Source organism: Nostoc favosum CHAB5714 (assembly GCF_020829495.1).
Classification (GTDB): domain Bacteria; phylum Cyanobacteriota; class Cyanobacteriia; order Cyanobacteriales; family Nostocaceae; genus Nostoc; species Nostoc favosum.
On record NZ_JAIVFQ010000015.1, the window covers coordinates 1 to 22,853 of the forward strand.

Annotated in this window: 25 protein-coding genes; 18 read left to right on the top strand and 7 right to left on the bottom strand. The window is 43.5% G+C overall.

Annotation, left to right across the window (positions count from 1 at the left end; translation table 11 throughout):
- From LC586_RS12655 to LC586_RS12665, 3 genes are all read right to left on the bottom strand, one after another.
- A partial coding sequence (locus LC586_RS12655) for a M16 family metallopeptidase (protein ID WP_229484978.1) occupies window positions 1-938 on the bottom strand: 938 nt, incomplete at its 3' end.
- Between the two features lie 139 nt (window positions 939-1,077).
- The gene (locus LC586_RS12660; RefSeq protein ID WP_229484992.1) at window positions 1,078-1,521 is read right to left on the bottom strand and encodes a VOC family protein; all 444 of its coding nucleotides are present in this window, start codon (window positions 1,519-1,521) and stop codon (window positions 1,078-1,080) included.
- A gap of 60 nt (window positions 1,522-1,581) precedes the next feature.
- Window positions 1,582-2,091 (bottom strand): TIGR02652 family protein, encoded by a 510-nt coding sequence (locus tag LC586_RS12665; protein WP_438822896.1) that lies wholly within the window; start codon window positions 2,089-2,091, stop codon window positions 1,582-1,584.
- Between the two features lie 243 nt (window positions 2,092-2,334).
- Between LC586_RS12665 and LC586_RS12670 the strand changes: the two genes are divergently transcribed.
- From LC586_RS12670 to LC586_RS40590, 5 genes are all read left to right on the top strand, one after another.
- A complete protein-coding gene (locus LC586_RS12670) occupies window positions 2,335-2,862 on the top strand; it encodes a gamma carbonic anhydrase family protein (RefSeq protein ID WP_229484995.1) in 528 nt (175 codons plus the stop codon).
- 258 nt (window positions 2,863-3,120) lie between these two features.
- On the top strand, window positions 3,121-3,246 hold the full coding sequence (locus tag LC586_RS12675) for a photosystem II protein Y (protein WP_012411301.1): 126 nt from the start codon (window positions 3,121-3,123) through the stop codon (window positions 3,244-3,246).
- A 121-nt stretch (window positions 3,247-3,367) separates the two neighbouring features.
- On the top strand, window positions 3,368-4,657 hold the full coding sequence (locus LC586_RS12680; protein ID WP_229485266.1) for a bifunctional folylpolyglutamate synthase/dihydrofolate synthase: 1,290 nt from the start codon (window positions 3,368-3,370) through the stop codon (window positions 4,655-4,657).
- 601 nt (window positions 4,658-5,258) lie between these two features.
- The gene (locus LC586_RS40585; RefSeq protein ID WP_309143375.1) at window positions 5,259-5,528 is read left to right on the top strand and encodes a hypothetical protein; all 270 of its coding nucleotides are present in this window, start codon (window positions 5,259-5,261) and stop codon (window positions 5,526-5,528) included.
- Window positions 5,529-5,626: 98 nt separating this feature from the next.
- Window positions 5,627-5,758, top strand: coding sequence for a hypothetical protein (locus tag LC586_RS40590; RefSeq protein WP_267921664.1), 132 nt, complete (start codon window positions 5,627-5,629; stop codon window positions 5,756-5,758).
- On the opposite strand, the gene LC586_RS12690 is transcribed toward LC586_RS40590, so the two are convergent.
- Window positions 5,748-7,052 carry an ABC transporter substrate-binding protein gene (locus tag LC586_RS12690; protein ID WP_229484996.1) on the bottom strand — a complete coding sequence of 435 codons (1,305 nt, stop codon included), beginning with the start codon at window positions 7,050-7,052 and terminating at the stop codon, window positions 5,748-5,750. The genes LC586_RS40590 and LC586_RS12690 overlap by 11 nt on opposite strands.
- A 360-nt stretch (window positions 7,053-7,412) precedes the next feature.
- Here LC586_RS12690 and pilM point away from each other — a divergent pair, with 360 nt between their 5' ends.
- The 7 genes from pilM to LC586_RS12725 all read left to right on the top strand — a co-directional run bounded on the left by pilM (window position 7,413) and on the right by LC586_RS12725 (window position 14,322).
- Window positions 7,413-8,519, top strand: a complete 1,107-nt coding sequence (pilM, locus tag LC586_RS12695; protein ID WP_229485267.1) for a type IV pilus assembly protein PilM — start codon at window positions 7,413-7,415, stop codon at window positions 8,517-8,519.
- A 4-nt stretch (window positions 8,520-8,523) separates the two neighbouring features.
- A complete protein-coding gene (locus LC586_RS12700) occupies window positions 8,524-9,300 on the top strand; it encodes a PilN domain-containing protein (protein ID WP_229484998.1) in 777 nt (258 codons plus the stop codon).
- Complete coding sequence (locus LC586_RS12705) at window positions 9,297-10,073, top strand: pilus assembly protein PilO (protein WP_229485000.1); 777 nt, start codon at window positions 9,297-9,299, stop codon at window positions 10,071-10,073. The genes LC586_RS12700 and LC586_RS12705 overlap by 4 nt, the downstream gene beginning before the upstream one ends.
- Window positions 10,074-10,258: 185 nt before the next feature.
- On the top strand, window positions 10,259-12,628 hold the full coding sequence (locus LC586_RS12710; protein ID WP_229485001.1) for a type IV pilus secretin family protein: 2,370 nt from the start codon (window positions 10,259-10,261) through the stop codon (window positions 12,626-12,628).
- Window positions 12,629-12,790: 162 nt separating this feature from the next.
- The gene (locus LC586_RS12715) at window positions 12,791-13,033 is read left to right on the top strand and encodes a DUF2281 domain-containing protein (protein ID WP_229485002.1); all 243 of its coding nucleotides are present in this window, start codon (window positions 12,791-12,793) and stop codon (window positions 13,031-13,033) included.
- 221 nt (window positions 13,034-13,254) lie between these two features.
- Window positions 13,255-13,602 (top strand): type II toxin-antitoxin system VapC family toxin, encoded by a 348-nt coding sequence (locus LC586_RS12720; protein ID WP_229485003.1) that lies wholly within the window; start codon window positions 13,255-13,257, stop codon window positions 13,600-13,602.
- A gap of 144 nt (window positions 13,603-13,746) precedes the next feature.
- On the top strand, window positions 13,747-14,322 hold the full coding sequence (locus LC586_RS12725) for a Uma2 family endonuclease (protein ID WP_229485005.1): 576 nt from the start codon (window positions 13,747-13,749) through the stop codon (window positions 14,320-14,322).
- Window positions 14,323-14,382: 60 nt separating this feature from the next.
- Here the strand turns inward: LC586_RS12725 and LC586_RS12730 are convergent, their stop codons facing one another.
- Entirely contained in the window at window positions 14,383-15,003 is a 621-nt protein-coding gene (locus LC586_RS12730) for a Uma2 family endonuclease (RefSeq protein ID WP_229485010.1), read from the bottom strand.
- Between the two features lie 111 nt (window positions 15,004-15,114).
- On the opposite strand from LC586_RS12730, the gene LC586_RS12735 reads away from it, so the two are divergent.
- From LC586_RS12735 to LC586_RS12760, 6 genes are all read left to right on the top strand, one after another.
- On the top strand, window positions 15,115-15,759 hold the full coding sequence (locus LC586_RS12735) for a Uma2 family endonuclease (protein WP_229485011.1): 645 nt from the start codon (window positions 15,115-15,117) through the stop codon (window positions 15,757-15,759).
- A 4-nt stretch (window positions 15,760-15,763) separates the two neighbouring features.
- Window positions 15,764-15,994 carry a DUF433 domain-containing protein gene (locus LC586_RS12740; RefSeq protein WP_229485013.1) on the top strand — a complete coding sequence of 77 codons (231 nt, stop codon included), beginning with the start codon at window positions 15,764-15,766 and terminating at the stop codon, window positions 15,992-15,994.
- A 486-nt stretch (window positions 15,995-16,480) separates the two neighbouring features.
- On the top strand, window positions 16,481-16,765 hold the full coding sequence (gene hbs / locus LC586_RS12745; protein WP_010998076.1) for a non-specific DNA-binding protein Hbs: 285 nt from the start codon (window positions 16,481-16,483) through the stop codon (window positions 16,763-16,765).
- 26 nt (window positions 16,766-16,791) lie between these two features.
- Window positions 16,792-17,895, top strand: coding sequence for a threonine-phosphate decarboxylase CobD (gene cobD, locus LC586_RS12750; RefSeq protein WP_229485014.1), 1,104 nt, complete (start codon window positions 16,792-16,794; stop codon window positions 17,893-17,895).
- 177 nt (window positions 17,896-18,072) lie between these two features.
- Entirely contained in the window at window positions 18,073-19,527 is a 1,455-nt protein-coding gene (locus tag LC586_RS12755) for a dihydrolipoyl dehydrogenase family protein (RefSeq protein WP_229485016.1), read from the top strand.
- Window positions 19,528-19,991: 464 nt separating this feature from the next.
- Complete coding sequence (locus tag LC586_RS12760; RefSeq protein ID WP_229485018.1) at window positions 19,992-20,198, top strand: hypothetical protein; 207 nt, start codon at window positions 19,992-19,994, stop codon at window positions 20,196-20,198.
- On the opposite strand, the gene LC586_RS12765 is transcribed toward LC586_RS12760, so the two are convergent.
- Together LC586_RS12765 and LC586_RS12770 are read right to left on the bottom strand one after the other, a co-directional pair.
- Window positions 20,143-20,853, bottom strand: coding sequence for a diacylglycerol/polyprenol kinase family protein (locus LC586_RS12765; protein WP_229485019.1), 711 nt, complete (start codon window positions 20,851-20,853; stop codon window positions 20,143-20,145). The two genes, LC586_RS12760 and LC586_RS12765, sit on opposite strands and share 56 nt — an antisense overlap.
- A 122-nt stretch (window positions 20,854-20,975) precedes the next feature.
- Complete coding sequence (locus LC586_RS12770; protein ID WP_229485032.1) at window positions 20,976-22,751, bottom strand: DUF3685 domain-containing protein; 1,776 nt, start codon at window positions 22,749-22,751, stop codon at window positions 20,976-20,978.
- Window positions 22,752-22,853: the final 102 nt, after the last annotated feature.

The following is a 22,853-nucleotide window of genomic DNA, read 5'->3' on the forward strand; positions in this document are numbered from 1 at the left end:
GAGGGGGATGAGGGAGATGAGGGGGATGAGGGGGATGAGGGGGATGGGGGGGATGAGGGGGATGAGGGGGATGAGGGAGATGAGGGGGATGAGGGGGATGAGGGAGAAATAACTCCTGCCTTTTGTCTTGTGGGTAGTTTGCCAAACACCTCTTTAATTGTTTCCAGGGTATTTGCAGTTTGAAAATCTCCAACAACCACTAAGACGGCATTATCGGGACTGTAAAAATTGCGGTAATATTTTTCTACCTGCTCAACCTCAAATTTCTCGACATCAGCTTTAGTGCCACCTACAGGCAACCCATAAGCATGATTGGGAAACACCGCCTGCATGACGGCGCGGTTGAGGCGATATTCTGGGCTATTTTCGTAACCCTGCAACTCAGAAATTACTACCCGCTTCTCACTCGCTAGTTGCTCTGGCTCAATCTGGCAATTTTGCATTCTGTCAGCTTCCAGCACTAAGAGCGCTTTCAGCTTGTTTCGTTCCACAGTACCGTAATATGCAGTTTGGTCATAGCTGGTGAAAGCATTGGAATCACTACCCAAAGCACTAAACAAACGACCAAATTGAATTGGACGGTTTAGAGTACCTTTAAACATCATGTGTTCCAACTGGTGGGCAATCCCATTCACGCCCGGTTCTTCGTTGCGTGAGCCAACCTTGTACCACACCTGCACCGTCACTACTGGCGCAGTATGCACTTCCTTTGTCAGCACAGTTAGACCATTCTCCAGCACTGTCTTACGGACATTTTGTGTCAGTGTTGAGGGCATTATTCTTTTTGCTAGCAAGGTTGATTGGTATTTTTCTTTGTTAGATATGGCTGCATGTTGGCTATGAGCAGGTTTATTGCTTAACAAAAAAACTGCTACTAGCCATAAGCTTAAAAATAATAATGGCAAGGGATATTTATAAAATCTGGAAAATCCATACATGTATTTAGCAGATTATGTAAATTAAATTACATAGTTATTTTGGAAAGTGACGATAGTTTAATCTGTCCAAAAAATCTGTTGCCTCAGTAACAATACAGAAAAACAATATATTAGCAAGAAAGGTAATAAAAAAGCTAAATTATGGGAGTTTTGCTAAAACCCGAATGAATTCAAGAGGTAAGCCATCGGTATCGGCGATGAAAGCCACTTCGTAAATGCGATCGCCTATTTGCTGTTGTGTCGGTTCTAAAAGTACTTTCAACGGTTGTAATTCTTCAGTTTGACTCTCAGCAGCTAGTGATACACGCTCTTGTAAATTTGTCAACCAGCTAGGTAAATCTGATGTAATCTCAGTCAAATCAAACGAGAGATGATAATATCCCACATAATGCTCGTCAGCAAAGGCATCTGGGGCTGGTTTTGGTTCGGGAATTTGGATTAGTTCAATTCTGCCGCCCAATCCTTCCATCCAACAAGCTAGGGTGTAGCCTGTAGTAAAGCGTTCCGAAATTGTAAACCCTAAATGTTCGTAGAAGGCGATCGCTCGATGAATATTCGCAGTCCGAATAGAAGCGTGGTGCATAATTTAGTCATTAGTCATTAGTCATTAGTCATTGGTCATTTGACTAATGACTAATGACCATTACTCAAACAACCTGAAATAAGGGTAGCGTACAGGGACACCAGGCTCTTTTTCCAAGTCAAAATTAATCACTTCCCAACAGGGATCATCTGAGGTATCGGGGCTAAACTCCACAGGTAAGCCGTATAAACGCGCAGCAATAGCTTCTGGTTGTCCAGAACGCCAAGGTGTACTGCGTTCTAAGTAGCCACTCATCAATTCCTGATAGCGTCGAGCAATAATTACTCTTGTTGCTCGAAAGCCTTGGGTATAGAGCTTGTCTAATGCTTCGTGAATCTCAAACCGAATACCATCGGGATGAGTATGCTGTCTATACCATTCATTATTCCACCTCCGCCAATGACGCCCCGATTGCAAATGGATTAACTCTCCATTTTTAGGATTAGCTTCAAACGCGCCATGACGCGAACACAAATAGGTATCTGTTAATGTCAGCGCCGGAATAGTCTGGCGACAATGGGGACACTGTATTTCAGGCCCAAACATCGGGTACTGCAAGCCTGGATTCATCATGAAGTGCGTACAAACATAATTTTGTCTTCACCAGCACTAGTGTATTGGATTATACACTTTGGCTCCACCACTTTGGGTTACTTGCTCACTGCTGCACAGACACGGAGTTGTGGCAGGAACATTCTTCACTAGTGTTTTCCTCACTGTAGAGGCTTGACGCTGTGATATCCTAGTTGTGCAACCAGCCTCAAAGGTTGGAGTTTCTCCAGTGTTCCTGGGTACCATATTCAATATTCTATCGTGTCTACCGCTTCTTACTGGACATCTCCTGATTTTTCTCAAGCTGCCTTTATCGCAGCCAATGCTGTTGTTATGGGTTCGGTAAATATAGCAGCAGGGGTGAGCATTTGGTATGGAGCAGTGGTTAGGGGAGATGTAGAACGGATTGAAATTGGCGAATGCACAAATATTCAGGATGGTGCAATTTTACATAGCGATCCTGGTTTTCCGACAATTTTAGAAGATCATGTGACCGTAGGGCATCGCGCTGTGGTACATTCTGCTTACATTGAGCGTGGAAGTTTGATTGGCATTGGCGCAGTGATTTTAGACGGGGTAAGAGTGGGCGCTGGTAGCATTATCGGTGCTGGTGCAGTCGTAACCAAGGATGTACCGCCTTTGTCCCTAGTTGTGGGCATTCCTGGGAAAGTATTACGGCAAATAACAGAGGCTGAAGCCGCAGAACTGATTGAACACGCCCAACGTTACCAAAAGTTAGCTTTAGTTCATGCTGGTAAGGGTACTGATATTGGGTTTAGCAAGGCTTAGGGAGTGGGGAGTGGGGAGTGGGGAGTGGGGGAATGAGGGGGATGAGGGGGATGAGGGAGATGAGGGGGATGAGGGAGATCGGGGAGCAGGGCAAGCAGGCAAATAACTAATTACCAATGCCCAATGCCCAATGCCCAATACCCAATAATTTAATCATTCTTTACATATCTAGTTGGAAAAGTTGCCCACTTCAGCTAAAAATAAAAATGAGAGCAGTTGACAAAACTTTAATTTCTACTTAAGAGAGGGGTTCTAGATATGGATATCGATTACCGTATAGCGATCGTTTTAGCACCAGTTGTCATTGCTGCTAGCTGGGCAGTATTTAATATTGGCGCTGCGGCTTTAAGACAAATCCAAGGCTTTTTGGATAGAGAAGCTTAAATTCATTAATCGGGGATTGGGCATGGGGCATTGGGGATTGGGCATTGGTTATTTCTCCCTCATCTCCCTTATCTCCCTCATCCCCTCATCCCCCCACTCCCCACTCCCCACTCACCCTTCCTTGGATATCGACTCTGTAATACAACCCCTGCAACGCTTTGGTGTCCATTTGGGACTCGATCGCATCCTCAACCTTTTAGCAAATCTTGGTAATCCTCATCACCAAGTCCCCGTAATTCATGTTGCTGGCACTAATGGTAAAGGTTCAGTCTGTGCCTATCTTTCCTCAGTACTTACTGAGGCTGGTTATCGTACAGGACGTTATACTTCCCCCCATTTAGTCGATTGGACGGAACGTATTTGTCTGAACGAACAGCCAATTTCCTCTGAGGAATTGAGTCAATTATTCCAACAAGTCCAAGCTGCTATTCGCCCTGAAGACGAATCGCCAACTCAGTTTGAAGTAATTACCGCAGCTGCTTGGTTATATTTTGCCCAGCAGCAAGTTGATGTGGCTGTTGTAGAAGTCGGACTAGGAGGGCGCTTAGATGCTACCAATGTCTGCTTGGAACCCTTGGTTACGATCATAACTTCCATTAGCCGGGAACACTGGCAGCAACTTGGCCCTACCGTCGCTGATATTGCTAGAGAAAAAGCAGGTATTCTTAAACCTGGATGTGCCGTTGTGGTTGGAGCATTACCACCAGAGGCAGAGAAAGTTGTGCGATCGCGTGCTTTAAAATTACAATGCCCGATTTTTACGCCTCAAGCCGCCCGTCAAATCGCTACAGGATGGGCAGAATATCAAAATATTCAAAATTCAAACTTAATTAAATACCCTTTGCCATTAGCCGGACAAATTCAATTAGCAAATTCAGCTTTGGCAATAGCAGCTTTAGAAATTCTCCAACAACAGGGTTGGCAGATTTCTGAAGAAGCCATAATTAACGGCATGGCAAAAACTAAATGGCCGGGGCGGATGCAATGGGTTACTTGGAAAAACCATAAATTATTACTTGATGGCGCTCATAATACCGCCGCAGCCCAAGTTCTCCGCCAGTATGTCGATAGCTTAGACGCAGTTAACCTTAAGCCAGTCAATTGGGTTATGGGAATGTTTGCCGATAAGGATCATGCTGATATTTTTACCGCTTTACTGCGCCCAGGCGATCGCCTTTATTTAGTACCAATACCAATAGAATCTTGGCCAGGTAGAACTTCTGCTGATTTAGACTATTTAGCAAACCTAGCTTACAGCCTCTGTCCCAAATTAAGCGATCGCCAAATACATCCAGATTTATTCACAGCACTAGAAGCCGCTACCACAGACGATTTAATAATTGTGTGTGGTTCCCTTTATTTAGTAGGCGATTTTTTAGCAACAGCTATATCTATAAGTTCACTACAATGATTGTTGCAATTGCTTAAGCCTTTCTTATACATGTAAGAGTATTTGTTGCAAAGGTTAAAGTAATTGCAGCAAATGATTATACATTTCTTGCAAATACTTAAGCCTTTCTTATATATGTAAGAGTATTTGTTGCAAAGGTTAAAGTAATTGCAGCAAATGATTATACATTTCTTGCAAATACTTAAGCCTTTCTTATATATGGAATAACATTTGCTGCAAAGGTTAAAGTATTTGCTGCAAATGTTCAAAGTTGAGATACTAATACCATTTATTTTTGAAGATGCGCCTATAGGATTTAGGCACAACGACAAGCTGTAGCGGCAATTCATGTAGACGCAAACGCGAGTGCGTCTCGTAGAGAAGCGAAGCAATCCCAGCCCCTGCGATTGCTTCATTCCGCTTCGCTCCATTCGCAATGACATTGCAATACGGTTCGGTTAAGGTGCATAGGCCTTAAAGATCCCCCTTAGTCCCCCTTTTTAAGGGGGAAATACAGCCATTTTTAGCCCCCCTTTTTAAGGGGGGTTGGGGGGATCGAATCTTATCCGAACCGTATTGAATGACATTGTGTAATTAATTCTGGTCAGGCGATGATATTCTCATCGGTGGATTCGGCAATGATACTCTCCTTGGCGGTGCTGGCAATGACGTACTCACAGGTGGTACGGGTGCTGACAAATTTATTTACAACACTGATGCTGCTTTTGCCCTGAGTGGTATTGGTGTAGATGCGATGTCTACGACGGGCTATGACGCTCGAATACTCGCTAACGCAACGCTTACGGCGTCGCTGACTTTAAGAGTTCCCAAGGTGATCAAATTATCCTGGATAAAACTACTTTTAGTGCGTTCCCGCTTCGGGTTGCCGTAGGCATCGCTTCAACTGCGGGAGCAAGTTTTAGTAACAACAGTGATTTTGAAATCACTTCTTGGGCAGGAACTAGCACGGCAACAATTGTCTACGATCCTGTGAGTGGGCAGTTGTTCTACAACCCTAATGGCAGCGCGGCTGGTTTTGGTAGCGGTGGTCTATTTGCGACTCTAACTGGTGCGCCAACTCTTACGGCATTAAATTTTGTGGTGCTGTCTACTAACTCCTAGTACTGTTCCACTCCTGCGCCGCATCTTCTACAGCTTTATCTACAGTCTTCTGCCCTAACATTGCTGCTTGCAAGTTTTCGTAAATTGCCTTTTGCAGTTTGTTGGAATCCTTCAAAGTAGGGGTTAATATTTCTGCCTGTTGCAGTTGTTTAGCAGTGATAACTCGTGCTTTTTCTATTGTTGAAGCATTAGCTGGAACATCTTTAAAGTAACTATCAGATAATGCTTTGACTGTAGAAGGGAGGACATTCGCAGCTTTAGCAAAAGCTAACTGATTTTCGTCATTGGTGACAAATAAAGCAAACTTAACCGAGGCGTCTGGTTGTTTGCTATCGCGGGGAATAAGCATGTTCATCACCGCGACATTTTTCTTACCTGTGTCACCAGTGAGTTGAGGTGCTATTCCCGAAGCTTGAGCAATTTTCGGGGCATTATTAGCGATCGTTTTCAGAAACTCTGGCCCCGAAGCTAGAAACGCAGTCTCTCCAGATTGGTATAAATCGATCGCGTGGCGATGTCCTTGCGTCAAAGCTTCTTTAGGAAGCAACCCTTTTTTATACAAGTCTACCCAATACTGAAACGCTGCCTTCCCTTGTGCTGAATTAAACGCTGCTTTACCATCAGCATCTATTAGGGTGACTCCCATTTGCACGAAAGATTCCAGCACTTCACCAGAATCTTGCGGTACGAAAGTCACAAAAAAGGCATATTTGCCAGTCTTATCTTTAATTTGTTGCGCTGCTTGTGCCAATTCTGCGTAGGTTGCAGGTGGTTTATTGATACCTGCCTGTTTTAATAAATCGGTGTTATAAATGGTTAGCCGTGTGGTGAGATACCAGGGAATCCCAAAACTCTTGCCATTCAGCGTACAAGATTCCCAGATATTCGTTAGATAGGAGGAACGTACATCGTTTGGGACTTTCGCATCTAAATCTAACCAGGCATTTCGTCCTGCAAGTTGGGAAGCAAAACCCGGATTCAGGTTAACTACATCAGGTGGCGTTTTTGCTGAGACAGCTGTTAAAATTTTGTTCTCCATCGCTGCCCAAGGTACATCAACCCAGTTAATCTTTATACCTGGATTTTGCGATTCAAAATTTGCAATTAGGCTTTTGAAGTAGTCGGTAAATTGAGGTTGGAGTTGCATCGTCCAAAACTCAATAGTTGCCACTCCAGAAGTAGCCTGTTTTGTACCTGTACCAACATTACTTGTGCCGCAACTTACAATCCAACTGGTTAATAAGCCAAGCAGTGTAAAAGCAACAAGTAGTTTAAATTTTCGCAATTGAATCATTTTCCCAGTATTTTTACGCTTGCTCAGTGTGAAAAGCTTAGATCAGAATTGTCGAGATTATAGGCTAAATAAATTACCAGTAATAGAGGCGACTAGGGACTAGGGACTAGGGACTGGGGACTAGGGACTAGGGACTGGGGACTGGAGACTAGGGACTACGGACTAGGGACTGGGGACTAGAGAAAAGTTTTCTTAATACCCAATCCTAATGCCCAATGCCCAATGCCCAATGCCCAATGCCCAATGCCCAATGCCCAATGCCCAATGCCCAATGACGGCAGTTGCTCCACTTGGGGAGACCCCAAGACCGCACTGCCTCCCCAATGCCCAATTCAATTTAGCAGTCCAGCGGGCACAACTGTGGTAAAAAGCTTCAAAAGTCTGTTTGGCAAATCAAAAAAAGGGGTCGGCATTGAACTTGCTCCCGAACGGGTAAATGTAGTTCAGCTACGCAAGCAGGGTCAAGGCTTGAAGCTAGAAACCTTTACATCGGTAGCAGTTCCAGAAGGCGTAGTTACCGATGGTCAAATCACCGACCCCGCAGCAATGGCGCAATTAATCCAGCAGGCGCTAGCTGAGAGCAAAATCAAAACTTCTCGCGTTGCCACTGGTGTACCAGGGCGAGATTCCATCGTTCGGATTATACCAGTGCCAGCAGAGTTAGATGATAAAGAACTGCGAGAAATGGTTCTCAACCATGAAGCAGGTCTATATTTACCGTATCCTCGTGAAGAGGCTGATGTAGATTATCAGAAACTCGGGTACTTTGTAGATGAAGATGGCATTGAAAAAGTACACGTACTTCTAGTTGCCACCCGTAAGGAGATAACGGATACCTATATCAGTACATTCGAGCAGGCAGGATTGCAAATCGATGTTTTAGAAATTAACAGTTTTGCTCTGATTCGGACTATTCGTGAGCAACTGCGACAATTTGGCCCGCAAGAAGCAGCAGTACTAGTTGATATAGAGTTCGACAGTACAGAAATCGCCATCATCGTTAACGGAGTGCCACAATTTTCTCGCACAGTCCCAATCGGGACTTATCAAATGCAAACTGCCTTAGCAAGGGCAATGAGCTTACCCACATCACGAGATATGGAACTGTTACACGGAATGGTTATTCCCCCAACTTCTCTAGACGGCGGGAAAACTGGGGTTACTGAAATCAATCCTGGTATGGCAGCCATATTGAGAGTATTGGGAGAACTAACGGATGAACTGCGCCGTTCCGTCGATTTTTACCTCAATCAAAGTGAAAATTTGGAAGTAGCGCAGATTATATTAGCTGGCCCAGGAGGTGGACTCCAACAGCTAGATGAATTCTTTACCCAACGATTGAGCTTGCCAACTACCCAAATAGATCCAATCGGGGCTTTGTCTTTGGCAGTTGACACTGATAAATATCCACAGGTGGAACGCTCTGGCTTGGCGATCGTACTTGGTCTAGGAATGCGGGAGGTGTAACAAAATGTACAGCTTAGATGTTAACTTTCTTAAAGATCGCCCAGCATACCAGAAAAAGCCTGAGAGATCGGGAGGAATATCCCTAAAGTTTCCTGCTGGGAATTTGACACTACTGTATGTGGGAGTTGCAGTAGGTATAGGTCTTCCAGCTTTATTGGGACTTAGTTGGTGGTTGTTGCAAGGCAAGATTGTTGAATTAGATGGTCAGATTGCACAACTAGATCAAGAAAGCAAGAGGTTAGATACAGAAATAGGAAATATTAATAAAATCAAAGCCGAGACGAACGCAATTAAAGGGGAAACCCAAGCTTTAGTCACTGTATTTGACCAAATTCGACCTTGGTCAGCAATGCTGCAAGATTTGCGCGATCGCATCCCAGCAGCAGTGCAAATTAAGACCATCAAGCAAATCCCACCCATTGCGGCAGCGGAAGGTAAGCCAGCAAGCAATCCCGCTGGAGGGTTAGAAATTACCGGATTGGCTCGTTCTTTTAACGATGTCAATGATTTTTTATTGAGTCTACAACAGTCTCAATTCTTGAAGTCCACAGAAAGCAGAATTCTGACGGCAACGTTAGTAGATGCTCCCTTACCACCAGGTCTGGGTCAACCTACTAATGGTGTAACAATTAAGCCGCCACAAGTAGTTGAATACACTATCCAATCCAGTATGAATGATGTTCCAGCTTCGGAATTAATCCGGGAGTTGGAAAAAAAAGGCACAGTGGGGTTAGTGACTCGAATTCGTAGTATCCAACAAACAGGAGTCATTTCAAAATGACGCTGAGTGATGATTTAAATTTTGCCGAACAAGGTGGGGAATTCGATCAGGAAACGCCAGCATCCCCCGTGCTATTTGGTATTGCCTTTACACCAAAAATTATTGGCATATTGGTGGGGGTAATTGGTTTAGCAGGAGCAGGTTATATATTTTTAAACCTGCTGATGCCAGCTTTGGAAAGCTATCAGCAGCAGCAAGCCAAAAGCTCTGAACTGCAAGGGCAAATTGAGCAGAAAAAAGCCAGTATCAAAGAAATTGGCAAAGTTAAAGACGAGCTAGCACAGGCAAAACAGCAAAAAGTTCAGGTTTTAGGTTTATTCGCTAACGAAAAAAGCTTAGATACATTGCTGTTGGATATGAACCGCTTAGTTGAGTCTGGGAATACTCCAACTTCTGTTAATGCAGTGAGAGCCAAACTGAAGAAATTTGTGCCAGTTTCCCAAAAACCAGAACCAGTTACCGATGGAACTCTAGGACTACAGGTTGACGGTAAGTTGCAACGCAGCAGTATCAATGCCGAAATTACAGGAACTTATGAGCAAACACAATCGATAATTCGTAACATTGAGCGTTTACAACCTTTGTTAATAGTTAAAGATTATCAAGCAACTTTGGCTCCAGTAGAGTCAAGATCCCCATTAGATAAAACGCCTGTACAGGTAGGCCCAGCAGCGATTAATACATCATTCCAGTTACAGGTATTGATGCCACTTAGTCCAGAAGAAATAGCCGCCGCCGCAGCCGCCGCAGCTAAAACTGCTCCGAAAAAGTAGTTAGGAGTAGAGACGCGATTAATCGCGTCTGTACAGGAGTTAGGAGTTAGGAGTTAGGAATTGCGAGTTAAGAGTTAAGAATTACAAATTATCATTCCTAACTATTCACTCCTAACTCTTAACTACTTTTTCTCAACTTCTCAGAATTGTTTGTAAACAAGGTTTTATAAAGTGAGGAATGAACTGTGAAACAGCTTCACGGTAATAGTTTTATATTAGGTACTACCGCTTTTGTATTTTTGGCAGCTCAACCAGTTTGGGCACAAATTAGTCAAATTACTAATGTCCAGTTAAATCCAGTTAATGGTGGAATTAGCGTTACTTTGAAAACTTCTTCCGGGTCGCGCCCCCAAGTTTTCACTACAAAAAGAGGCAAGGTTTTAGTCGCAGATATTATCAATACTCAATTACGATTACCACAAGGTAATAGCTTTCGTCAAGATAGCCCAGCACCAGGAATTGCCTCTGTTGAGGTTAATCAGCTTGATGCCAATAGCATTCGGGTGACGGTAACGGGCAGCAACAACACACCTAATAGTCAACCTGTGGTGCGATCGCAAAATGGAATTACACTCAGCTTTAGCCCATCTGCTGGCACCATAGCATCAGCACCAACGCCAACAGCGCCAACACCACCTGTTACTACTCCAGCCCAACCGGGTCAAAATCCAAGTGTTCTCGTTCCCAACCCGGAAGTCACCATTGACGGACAACTTGCACAAGCTGCTGGCCCAGGTCAACCTGTGAGTCAGGCTCCACCTTTCTTACCTAGAGCCGTCGCCCCACCAGTGGGAGATATTGCCATCTCTAATACTGATGCTTCTCCTAGCACCATTGACTTAGGAACTCAGGAACGTGTACCCCGTTTAGTGCTGCGAGATGCGCCAGTGCGTGAGGTTTTGTCATTGCTTGCCCGTGCTGCTAATTTGAACCTAGCTTATATCGGAGGTGAGCAAGGTGCTGCTGCTAATGCACCGGCAGTTTCTCAAACAATCTCGTTAGATATAGAAAACGAACCAGTGCAAGATGTGTTTAACTACGTCTTGCGCTTGAGTGGTTTGGAAGCTAACCGCAGTAATCGCACGGTTTTTGTTGGGCCTAAACTACCTAATTCTACCCGTGACATGGTTATGCGTAGCCTGCGACTTAATCAGGTGACAGTGGGAGTCGCCCTGAACTTTTTGGTCGGCTTGGGAGCAGAAAGTGCCGTCAGCCGCGAACGACAAGTTACCAGTGTTAATGCTGTGCCTGTAGGGGCTGGAGCTACGCCTATCACCCAAACTCAGACCACCACAGAAACCAGAGTTGAAACTCAACGTGTTAATTTTACAGACTCTAACCCATTACTGAGAGGTTTACAGGCATTAGGAGATGAGCGTACTAATTCTCTAACCTTAATTGGCCCTCCCAGGCTAGTTGAGATGGCGATGGCTCAACTAACTCAGCTTGATATCCGCCGTCGCCAAGTGGTAGTCAACGTCAAGATTATCGATGTTAACCTCTTGAACACCCAAGACTACAACACTAGCTTTTCCTTTGGGGTTGGTAATAACTACTTTACTAGTGACGGCGGTGCAGCATCTCTAAATTTTGGCGGTTCGAGACCAGCTACAAGAGCTGAAGCATCAACTAGTGTGACTAGTACACCTGTCATCCAGAATCCCGTTACAGGAGGAACATTTCTGGGTGATGGGTTTTTTAACCCACAAGGCAACAGACCATCAGCTACTGCTGCTTTAGGCGATCCACTACAACCTGGTGTGACAAACTTTACCCCAGGAACATTTACAAATCAAATTGTGCCAATTGAGATTGATCCTGTTACTGGTACACCCACTAGGTTCGGCTTTCAACCCACAACAACTTCTGATACATATACATTTGGCCTGCCGAGTTTATTCCAGTTCCCTAAACGTCTTCTCGCTAGCTTGCAGGCTCAAGTGCAAAATGGCAATGCCAAGATTTTGACAGACCCGACGTTAATTGTGCAAGAAGGTCAAACCGCTAATGTCAACCTGACTCAGGAAGTGGTAGGTAACATTGTAAGGGAAATAGTTCGTGACGCAAATTTAGCCACAGAAACGATTTCAGCGCAAAAAGACCGAGTAGGTTTAACTCTAGGTGTCAAAATTGAGCGGATTGACGATAACGGTTTTGTCTCTCTATCGGTAGCTCCTGTGGTCAAGGCTCCCCAAGCTCCGGCTACCATAAATGTTGGAGGAGGCGGTAGCCAACAAATATTCTTGGTGTCTGAGCGCTCTCTTAATTCTGGCTTGATTCGCTTGAGAGATGGACAAACACTGATTCTCTCAGGAATTATTCAAGATTCAGACAGGACGACTATCTCCAAAATTCCCATCTTGGGCGATCTTCCACTAATTGGTTCGCTATTTAGAAGTACAAACAGACAGAACCAGCGCAATGAGGTGATTGTATTGCTCACACCTCAAATTATGGATGACTCTGAAAACTCCTCCTACGGCTATAACTACAACCCCAGCCCAGAGGTGCGGCAAATCCTTGAGCGTCGGGGGTTAAAGGTTCCTGGCAGGTAATAAAGATAATAAGCAGGTAAGTTACATCTGGCAAAAGCTCAGATCCCCGATTTCTTTAAGAAGTCGGGGATCTTCTTGTTCACGAGTAGGATTAAATTTAAATGTCATTCTAGAATAAAACTACCCAATCACAATAGAAGTAACAGTAGTGGGTGAATACTAATGAGTTCAGAACAAGAGTTATTAACAAAGTGGCGTTCTCTTCCACAAGACAAACAAGAGGAAGTTTTAGATTTTGTTGAATTTCTTGGTTTGAAAAACTCTGCAAATAAAGTCCCATTGGGAGAACGTTTGCAGCAAATTCGCACTAAGATTGTTGCTTCTGGTAAACATTTATTAGATGAAGATGAAATTGAAAAAGAACTCGCCAGTCGCAGAGGTGGGCTACAGAGTAGAGAAGAATGAAAATAACTTATATTGATTCTGGGGTATTACTCAGCGCAACAGATGGTATTGGTAGAATTGCCGAGAAAGCCCTTGAAATATTGGGAGCATCCCAATTTTGCTAAAAGACACAGAACTGGTACAAAAACCCTGTACAAACCTCTTTGCTTTGCGTTCTTTGCGTCCTTTGCGGTTCGTTATTTCATTCTCCGCCTAAGTCCAAATACCGTATAAAAATAAACTTGCACATTTGGGATGCTCCCGAAATATTAGGAGATTCCAAACGGGAATTTGCTTGTAGTGAGTTTGTCAAATTGGAGGTAAGTCCAAAAGCGGTTTTTAACAAGCAAACCGAAGAAGCTCAATTCTATGAAGAATTTTTTAGTGATGTTACCTACTGGGCGAGTGATTTGACTCATATTGTTCAAGAGGCTTACCAAATTGCTTCTCAGTATGGTTTAGCAGCTATGGACGCGCTTCATGTAGCTGCGGCGTTGTCAGTTGGTGCAGAAGAATTAGTCACAACCGAGAAAAGAACAAAGCCCATGCATCGATTAACTAGTATTAATGTAGTTTCTATTTTCGATTGAATTACTATGAGAAATGTCATAAATAATCTAGAAACTGTAATATGAAGACGACGATTTATCGCGTCTTTGTGATTTATAATTTTCATTAAAAATTTTTAACTGAAGGTTTGTAGCCAGTCAGCTAACAAAAAGGGAAATACTCTTATGACAGCACTTACATTAAACCTCAATTCTGTAATTAAACTGACAAGAGAGCAATTTTATCAGTTGTGTAAAGAAAACCCCGATTTAAAATTAGAACGCAATGCCGAAGGAGAGTTGATTATAATGCCACCTACGGGAGGAGAAACAGGAAAAAGTAATTCTACTATTAACGCTCAAATATGGTTCTGGAACGACCAAAATCAATTGGGCGAAGTTTTTGATTCATCAACTGGATTTACTTTACCTTCAGGGGCTGACCGTTCTCCAGATGTTTCTTGGGTAGAAAAATCTCGTTGGGATGCTTTGACTAAAGAACAAAAAGAAAAATTTATTCCTTTATGTCCTGATTTTGTTATCGAAATACTTTCGCCTAATGACAGCTTGAAAAAAACTCAGGACAAGATGCAAGAGTATATCGAAAATGGTTGTCGTCTAGGTTGGTTGATCAACCGAAAAAAACAGGAAGTAGAAATTTATCGTCCAGGACAAGATGTGGAAGTTTTAAAATCTCCTCAAACTATTTCTGGGGAAAATGTTTTACCTGGTTTTGTACTCAATATACAACGAATTTGGTAAAAGGTTCGGTGTGTGGACTTTAGTTATCACACACTTATAAAACAGCAAGTGTGGTTGTGGCTACGTTGGTAGACCTCCAGCTTTAAAAATCTGTTCGGCTGTTAAATTCAATTCCGGGAAAGTAGGCGAGACGATGCGATCGCTGCCTCTAAATTGAGTAACTTGGTATTCACTATCGATTAATTGATAAATAGATATAGTAGGCTGTTTAGGGTTGCCGGTAAACTTTTTAGCGCCTAGACCAAGATAATCTACAACCCAGTATTCAGGAATTCCAATACCCTCATACTTACCCTGTTTTGTGTAGTAGTCATCATCCCAGTTGGTACTAACTACCTCAACTACTAAGGGAATTGATGCTGCAAGGCTTACAGTTGATTCTTTTTTCCATAGCGGCTCATTTATTAAATTAGGGCGATTCAGTAATAGCACATCTGGGGAATAGGCAGATTCCGAATTAGTTGGTTTTACCAGCGCAGTTTTGGGGATTGTATAAGGTAAATTTAATCGGTCAAATTCTACTGTTAGTTTTCTTGCTACAAAACCAACAACATCTTCATGGTCTCCTACTGGTTGTGCCATTTCAACAATCACTCCATCATGTAATTCATATCTTCCACCTTCGGGTCGCCACGCGGCAAAATCTTCAAAGGTTACTAGTTTTGGTATGGCTTGAGTCATAATCTATTACCCCTAGTAGTCGTTTCGATCATATCGCTTTCTTACGTTCAGCCTTAACAGTAATATTAAGGGGTACAGTACTGGAAAAGGTTTGTTGCGGAGAACTAAACTATGGTGGCAATAACAACATCCGCAGAAAATAGGGTTTTACTGCAAAACATCAGCTGGCAAACTTTTAAAACCATGCTGGCTGAAATGGGTTCAGATCGTAACTCCCGACTGGCTTATGACAATGGAACCGTAGAAATTATGACCCCACAAATGCCGCACGAGAACTCAAACCGTGTAATTGAAGGTTTTGTTGGGGTGTTGTGCGAAGAGTTGGACTGGGAAATTAGACGCGCTGGTTCGCTAACTTTAACGCGGGATGATTTGCAGCGAGGAGCCGAGCCAGATAGTAGCTACTATATTCAAAATGAAGCATTAGTTCGAGATAAAGAAAATATTGACATAGCGATCGACCCGCCCCCTGACCTTGTGCTGGAAGTGGAATATTCCAGGTCTGCAATAAACAAGCTTAGGCTTTATGCTGCGATGGGAGTCCCGGAATTTTGGCGTTATAACGGCAGTGTGTTGCGAGTCTACACGCTTGCAGGTGGGCAATACTCAGAAGTCGAAACCAGCCCTACTTTTGCGCCTGTGTCAGTCAAGGAGATTCCTCGATTTATCCAAGAAGCTAAAAAGAATGGGGAAATTGCTACTACCCGTGTTTTTCGGGTTTGGGTGCAAGAGAAAATTTCTACTAAGAAACAGTAAAATCATGACTAAAGCTAGCCTAATGAGTCGGATTACGCAAAATCCTGGGCAATGTGGAGGTCGCCCTTGTATTAGAGGAATGCGAATCCGTGTAAGTGATATTTTAGAGATGCTGGCCGAAAATGTGAGTTCAGCCGAAATTTTAGAGGATTTTCCTGATTTAGAACCAGAAGACATCCAAGCCTGTCTGTTATTTGCAGCGCGGCGCACAGACTTTCCTCGATTGACTGCATGAATATCTGGATTGATGGGTAAGCAAGTTCGTAGTAAGGACTGAAGTCCTTATTTTTTTAAGCACTAAAGTGCTTACTACAAACTTTTTTTTATAAATATTAATTAATCTCAGCAATAACTCTTCACCATCGGTAATGAATCCCAACAAACGCTAACCATCTCTCACCTCATCACTATCCTGTTTTCTTGGCGATTGCGGGATTTACTAGGTATTTTTTCCTACTTTTGGGGTGGTTTTTAGTGAAACAAGTACCCTAAAATTACAAAAAATCCTGAAATCTATATAAATTAATGGTTTCATCTATCCACATCAGGCTACAACACCTTAGAATGATTCATTGAAAAGTCGAGCCGATGGGATGTACAGCCGTTTTGAGTAAAGCTACTCCCAAAGGATGATTTTTGTATTTTCGCAAACGAAGATTTCAGTACAGATGCATCAGGGTGCATCCGTAAAGAATCTCAAGTAAACTTTCAGGAGTTTGACATGAACAAAGGTGAATTAGTTGATGCCGTAGCTGAAAAGGCTAGTGTTACCAAGAAACAAGCGGATGCAGTCTTAACTGCCGCTTTGGAAACTATTATTGAAGCGGTTTCCTCTGGTGATAAGGTAACGTTGGTAGGATTTGGCTCTTTTGAATCACGGGAACGTAAAGCCCGTGAAGGTCGCAATCCGAAAACAAATGAAAAAATGGAAATTCCAGCGACGAGGGTTCCTGCCTTCTCGGCAGGAAAACTGTTTAGAGAAAAGGTAGCACCCCCAAAAGCATAGGTTCTGTCTTCGGGAACCCTTTTTTAATGCGGCAACCTGCACACGGGGGAAATTTAGCCTGGGCAGCAGCACTGGCTGGCTGTCCCCCTGATGCTATTCTGGATTTCTCTGCTAGCATCAGCCCGTTGGGGCCTCCAAATAGCGCGATCGCTGCTATACTGTCCCAAATCGGTAATCTTAAGCACTATCCAGACCCCAACTATAGTGAACTGAGACTAGCTCTCAGTCACTTCCATCAATTGCCGCCTGAGTGGATTCTGCCGGGTAACGGCTCCGCAGAATTACTCACTCTCATAGGTAGGGAATTAGCCCAATTAGCCGCGACAATTTTAATAACTCCAGCCTTTGGCGACTACTACCGAACCCTGAAGGCGTACAACGCTAATGTGCTGGAGTTTCCTTTGTCACTTGTACTGAGCGAAGCCGTTGGCGCAGCCTCTCGTAGAGAAGTATTGGTCACTGGTCATTGGTCATTGGTCATTGGTCATTTGTCATTGACAAAGGACAAGGGGCTATTGCTGAATAATCCCCACAATCCAACCGGAAAGCTATTTTCGCGGGACTCTATTTTGCCCTACCTAGAGCAATTTGCTTTGGTGGTGGTGGATGAAGCATTTATGGATTTTGTGCTGCCTAATGAGGAACAAAGCCTAATTTCGGTGGTGCAGGAATATAGGAATTTAGTAGTATTGCGATCGCTGACCAAATTTTACAGTCTTCCTGGACTGCGATTAGGATATGCGATCGCACACCCGGACTGCCTAGCTAAATGGCAGCTATGGCGTGACCCTTGGCCCGTAAACACGCTAGCGGTGGCGGCGGCAATTGCGGCACTTCAGGATACGGAGTTTCAGCAGCAAACCTGGGCATGGCTACCACCTGCACGAAACCAACTCTTTCAGGGTTTGGCTGAAATACCAGGATTGCAACCCCAAATAAGTGCTGCTAACTTTTTACTGATTGAGTCTCAACAGTCTACTTCGCAGTTACAGCAACAATTACTCAAGCATCACCAGATTTTAATCCGCGATTGCCTTAGTTTTAAAGAACTAGGCGATCGCTTTTTCCGGGTTGCTGTACGTTCCCACTCCGATAACCAACGCTTACTAACAGCGTTAAAAGAGAGTTAGGAGTTAGGAGTTATAAGTTAGGAGTTATAAATTGAAGAAGGGTTTTAATTCCTAACTCCCAATTCTTAACTCTTAACTCCTAACTCCTGTACAGACGCGATTAATCGCGTCTCTCCTGTACAGACGCGATTAATCGCGTCTCTACTCCTAACTCCTAACTCCTAACTTTAAATTCACGTGACCGTTGACTACGATGTTGTAATTATTGGCGGCAGTCTTGCTGGATACTACGCTGCCCTTGCTGCAACCCAACTACGTGCTACAGTTGCCCTGGTGGAACCTAAAGTAGACTACGGGTTTACTCATCACCATGCTCTTACCGAAATCGGTAAGCTGGCGCAGAAGTTGAATGATGCCGCTAGTTTTGGTATTCATGTCACACACACTGATACCTCAGAAGAATGCCACATATCTATAGCATGGCAAGAAGCTATGCTGTATGCTCAATGCGTTGCCTCAAATCTCAAAGAACAGCATTCTCCAGCCATCCTAGCCGCGTCGGGGGTAGATATAATCGTTGGCAGTGGTCAATTTCAATCTTCACCTCAACTGGCTTTTGCCGTTAACAATCGCCTATTACGCGCCCGTACCTATTTACTCGCTAGTGGTTCGCGTCCAGAAATTCCAGATATTGAAGGATTGCAAGCCACTGGCTACCTAACCCTATCTAATATTTGGCAATCCTTACAGCGAGGGACATTACCCAAAAATTGGGTAATTATAGGCGGAATTCCCCAAAGCATTGAAATTGCTCAAACTTTAGCGCGGTTTGGTTGCAGTGTGACGCTGGTAGTCAAGCACCCTTATGTTCTACCCAATATTGACCCTGAGATAGCCATATTGCTTCAGGCACAGTTAGAAGTCGAAGGTGTGCGCGTCCTCACCGATAAACCAGTGACTCAGGTGAGGCTAATTGAGGATAAAAAGTGGATTCAAGCAGGAGATAAGGCAATTGAAACTGATGAGATTTTAGTGGCGACTGGACAGCAGCCGAATCTTGAATCTCTAAATTTGGCAACAGTAAATGTGAAATGGCATCGGCGTAGCTTGGTAGTGAATGATAAACTGCAAACCACTAATCACCGCATTTACGCCTGTGGTGATGTAATTGGTGGTTACGACTTTGCCAATATCGCTAATTATGAAGCAAAAATTGCCCTGAACAATGCACTATTTTTCCCCAGGTTACAAGTAGATTATCGCTTCATTCCTTGGGCAATGTTTTCTGTGCCGATGGTGGCGCAAGTGGGTTTGACGGAGGCGCAGGCAAAACGCCTCTTTATTCGAGATGAAGTTTTAGTTTTGCGACAATATTTTAAAACAGTGGCAGCAGCCCAACTTCGGGACGAAACTACTGGTATGTGTAAATTAATTGTGCTAGACAACGGCGAAATTTTGGGAGCTTCGATATTGGGGGCAGAAGCTGGAGAGTTGATTAATTTGATTGCCTTGGCAATGTCCCAAAAAATTAAAGTCAAAGATTTAGCAAATTTATCTCCGGTCTATCCGAGTTTTTCAGAAATTCTAGAACAAGCTGCTAGAGAGTGGAGTAAGCAAAGGTTAAATAGCAATATTGCTTTGCAAGAGTTTTTAGAAGGCTTCTTCCATTTCCGCCGCAATTGGAATTTGTGAGTCAATACAGTTCAGTTAAGCATTTCTTCCTTCTCTTTGCGTCCTTTGCGTCCTTTGCGGTTCGTTAAAAAAATTGACTTTGACAAAGAGTTTTAGCCTTAAGTGAACCGTATTGATTTGTGAGTGGGGAGTCAGAGCTATTTCATTCTCATCTAGCCCACCTCAGAATAAATTCTGAGGCTAATAGCAAAAGTTGTCTAAAGACGACTAAGAAAGGCTTTTAGTCCACTTTAGTGGACTTGGGCTATTAGCCCGGAACTTTAGTTCTGGGCGGTTTATGTCTAGAACGAAATAGCCCTGAGTAGGGAGTAGGGAGTTAGAAGTTTGGAGTTGAGCCTCTGAACTCGGAAGTTGAGCCTCTGAACTCGGAAGTTGAGCCTCTGAACTCGGAAGTTGAGCCTCTGAACTCGGAAGTTGAGCCTCTGAACTCGGAAGTTGAGCCTCTGAACTCGGAAGTTGAGCTTTTGAACTCGGAAGTTGAGCTTTTGAACTCGGAAGTTGAGCTTTTGAACTCGGAAGTTGAGCTTTTGAACTCGGAAGTTGAGCCTCTGAACTCGGAAGTTGAGCCTCTGAACTCGGAAGTTGAGCCTTTGAACTCGGAAGTTAAATTTTGGTTTAAAACCCCTGCATTATTACCCACACTACCCCAGCCGCTACTAGAGGCACGCTGAGGTTATCTGTGCCGTGGGGCGAGACTGCCTCTGCTAGGGTGGCGAAAGTAGCAGTTATTACCGCCGTCAATAAAGCCCATGCCAAACTAAAAGGTTTTGCTAGGGGACTCAGCGAGGAACCTGGTAGCAGCAACAGTACTAAGAAAATCACTACTGTACTCGCTACAAACATTGCTGCTGAACCTTCCCAGGAACGCACAGAATTTCCCACTTGGTATTTATGCTGCCCGAAGCGTCTACCAATTAAGGCTGCCAGTGCATCACCCCAGGTCATCGCCATTATCCCAGCTACGGCGATCGCAACGCTATCTACTGGCCCATCTGGTCGCCATAGTAGCCCGAAAAGCAGCGTTACTGAGATAGCGAAATAAACTGTACCAGGGGAGCTATCCTGAGTATCCATTGCGCCGATGATTCGGTAGCGGTAAAACAGGTAGTTGAGTCCGATAAAGCTAGCAAAAGGTATAATTCCGATTTCCCAGTGGTTAAACAGTAGCAGGACGCCGAAAGCCCACATCCCTGCACCGATATGGATTAGCTTGCGAGTAAAATCCGGCTTTACACCAAACAGCCTACGCAGTCCCTCGCCAATAACGAGCAGACCAATAGCGTAAACATAAGAAATTGCTAGCCCGATAAAATCATTGTTAGTCATTAGTCATTAGTCATTTGTCATTGGGCATTCATCAATAATTCTTCTTCCCCTGCTCCCTCATCTCCCTCATCTCCCTCATCTCCCCCTGCTCCCTGCTAAGAGCTCCCTGCCCCCCTGCTTCTTCACTTGAATCGATCGCTATTTCGTCTAAAGTTCTTTTCTATTAACGAAGCACTACCAATACCTTGAAGAATACCACGACCGATTAAACCTAAACCTCTACCAATGATTTGGGTGAGAATGAAGACTATACCGCTACCGACAATAGCTAATAGTGATTTTAAACGCGGTGCGATCGCATCACTAAATTCTAAAAGCAATGTCACTACTAAAGGAATATTAGAAAGTTTTACTAGCTCCTCATTCCGAGGAGCATAAACTGAAGTAATGGCAATACCACGAGGCGCAATTACAAAGAGTTCGTAGCGACTTTCAAAAACGGCTTTTGGTTCATTTATATAATTATTTAATCGATATTTCCACGACAAATCATTTCTAAATCGTTCAATCTCTCTTGTGGAAATCAATTGCCGTCCATAAAAGTTGTGCTTAATCTCCTCTACATCTGCTAAAGAATTTAGCAGTGGTTGCACTACCCCATTCGCTACCTGAATCAACAAGTTCTCTAAAATCATTAATGCTTGGGACTTGGCTTCAGCGCTGACTACTGGATAGGAGGTATTATCAATGTTCAATTCTGTTTGAAATATTAGATAGGAATACAAATCACAAATTAACGGAATTTTATTAAGAATATCTCTTTGCACAACTTCTATACTTGGTAATAAATAATTAACAAGTTCTATGTTTTGATTCCCTAGTTTTATCCGAGAAAACTTGCCAAAGTAATCTGTAATTGCTGCTTGCCATAACTCGCGTAATAAGCTAAATTTTACCTCATATAATTGATTTATATCTATTTGAGAAGCACGCAATTCATCCAACTGTTCAGCCAATTTTTGCAGGATAAGATAAAGTAATTCCCGTTTTTTATCTTCACGAAATATGTCGATTTCTAAAGGTATATCTGTGACATTTCGTAAAGGAAATTGAAGTTTGGTAACACAAGATGCAAATAATGCAGATTGTAGTGTTCCCGGACTAAGTAAAGGTGGCACAGTTTGCCTTTGTTGAATGGCACTACTCAACGAAGCAGCCTGAGGCGGTTCATCAGCAACGGAGACATTTTCCTCTTGCCTTTCTTGTGATGAAACCAACAACTGATTTAGCAACCAACGAGCCGCTAGCAGTTCTCGCCTCTGTCCAGCTAGAATTGCTCGATCTAATACTGGTAGTCCGGGAACTTGTAATTGTGCTGTTACTGCGGCTAGGGTAGCTTCAATGTGAGCAATTCCTGACAAACGTAAATTATTTCGGAGTTTGGAGAAGGGAAGTGGTGAGTGGGTAGAGACGCGATTAATCGCGTCTGTACTATGAAGTAAGGAGTTAGGAGTTGTGATTGCTTCCATGTCCCGAAACCAATAGTCACCACCATCTGCAACTTCTTGCATGGCGGCGACTAACTCAGGAAGTGGTGTACCTTTGGGGCAGTAGCCATTAATACCAACAGATTTTGCAGCCAATAGCAGTCCTTGTTCTTGAACAGAACTGAGAAGTAAAATTGGCAGGTTGGGATATAAGGCTTTGAGTTGCCGACAGAATTGTAAACCTAACTGTTGACTGGTGGTAGAGCGACCATTACCGAATTCCAAAACCACCAAATTTACCTGATTTGGGTCTTCTTGGGCAATTTCTGCTAAAATCTGCAAGGCAGCAGTATTAGTTTCTACCACTCCTGTTACTTCTAGGTTAGGAATTGCTTCTAGAGCTACCCGTAATCCCAGACGAAAAATCGGGTCTTGGTCGATTAACAATAATTTTAGAGGGCGATCGCTCATAGTTTACTCAATTACACAAGCACTGTTTTTTACCAATCAGAAAACAGCTTTGATACAAAACTTTGTCTTCCCCATTGTCACCTGTTTTCGCAAACTGATAAA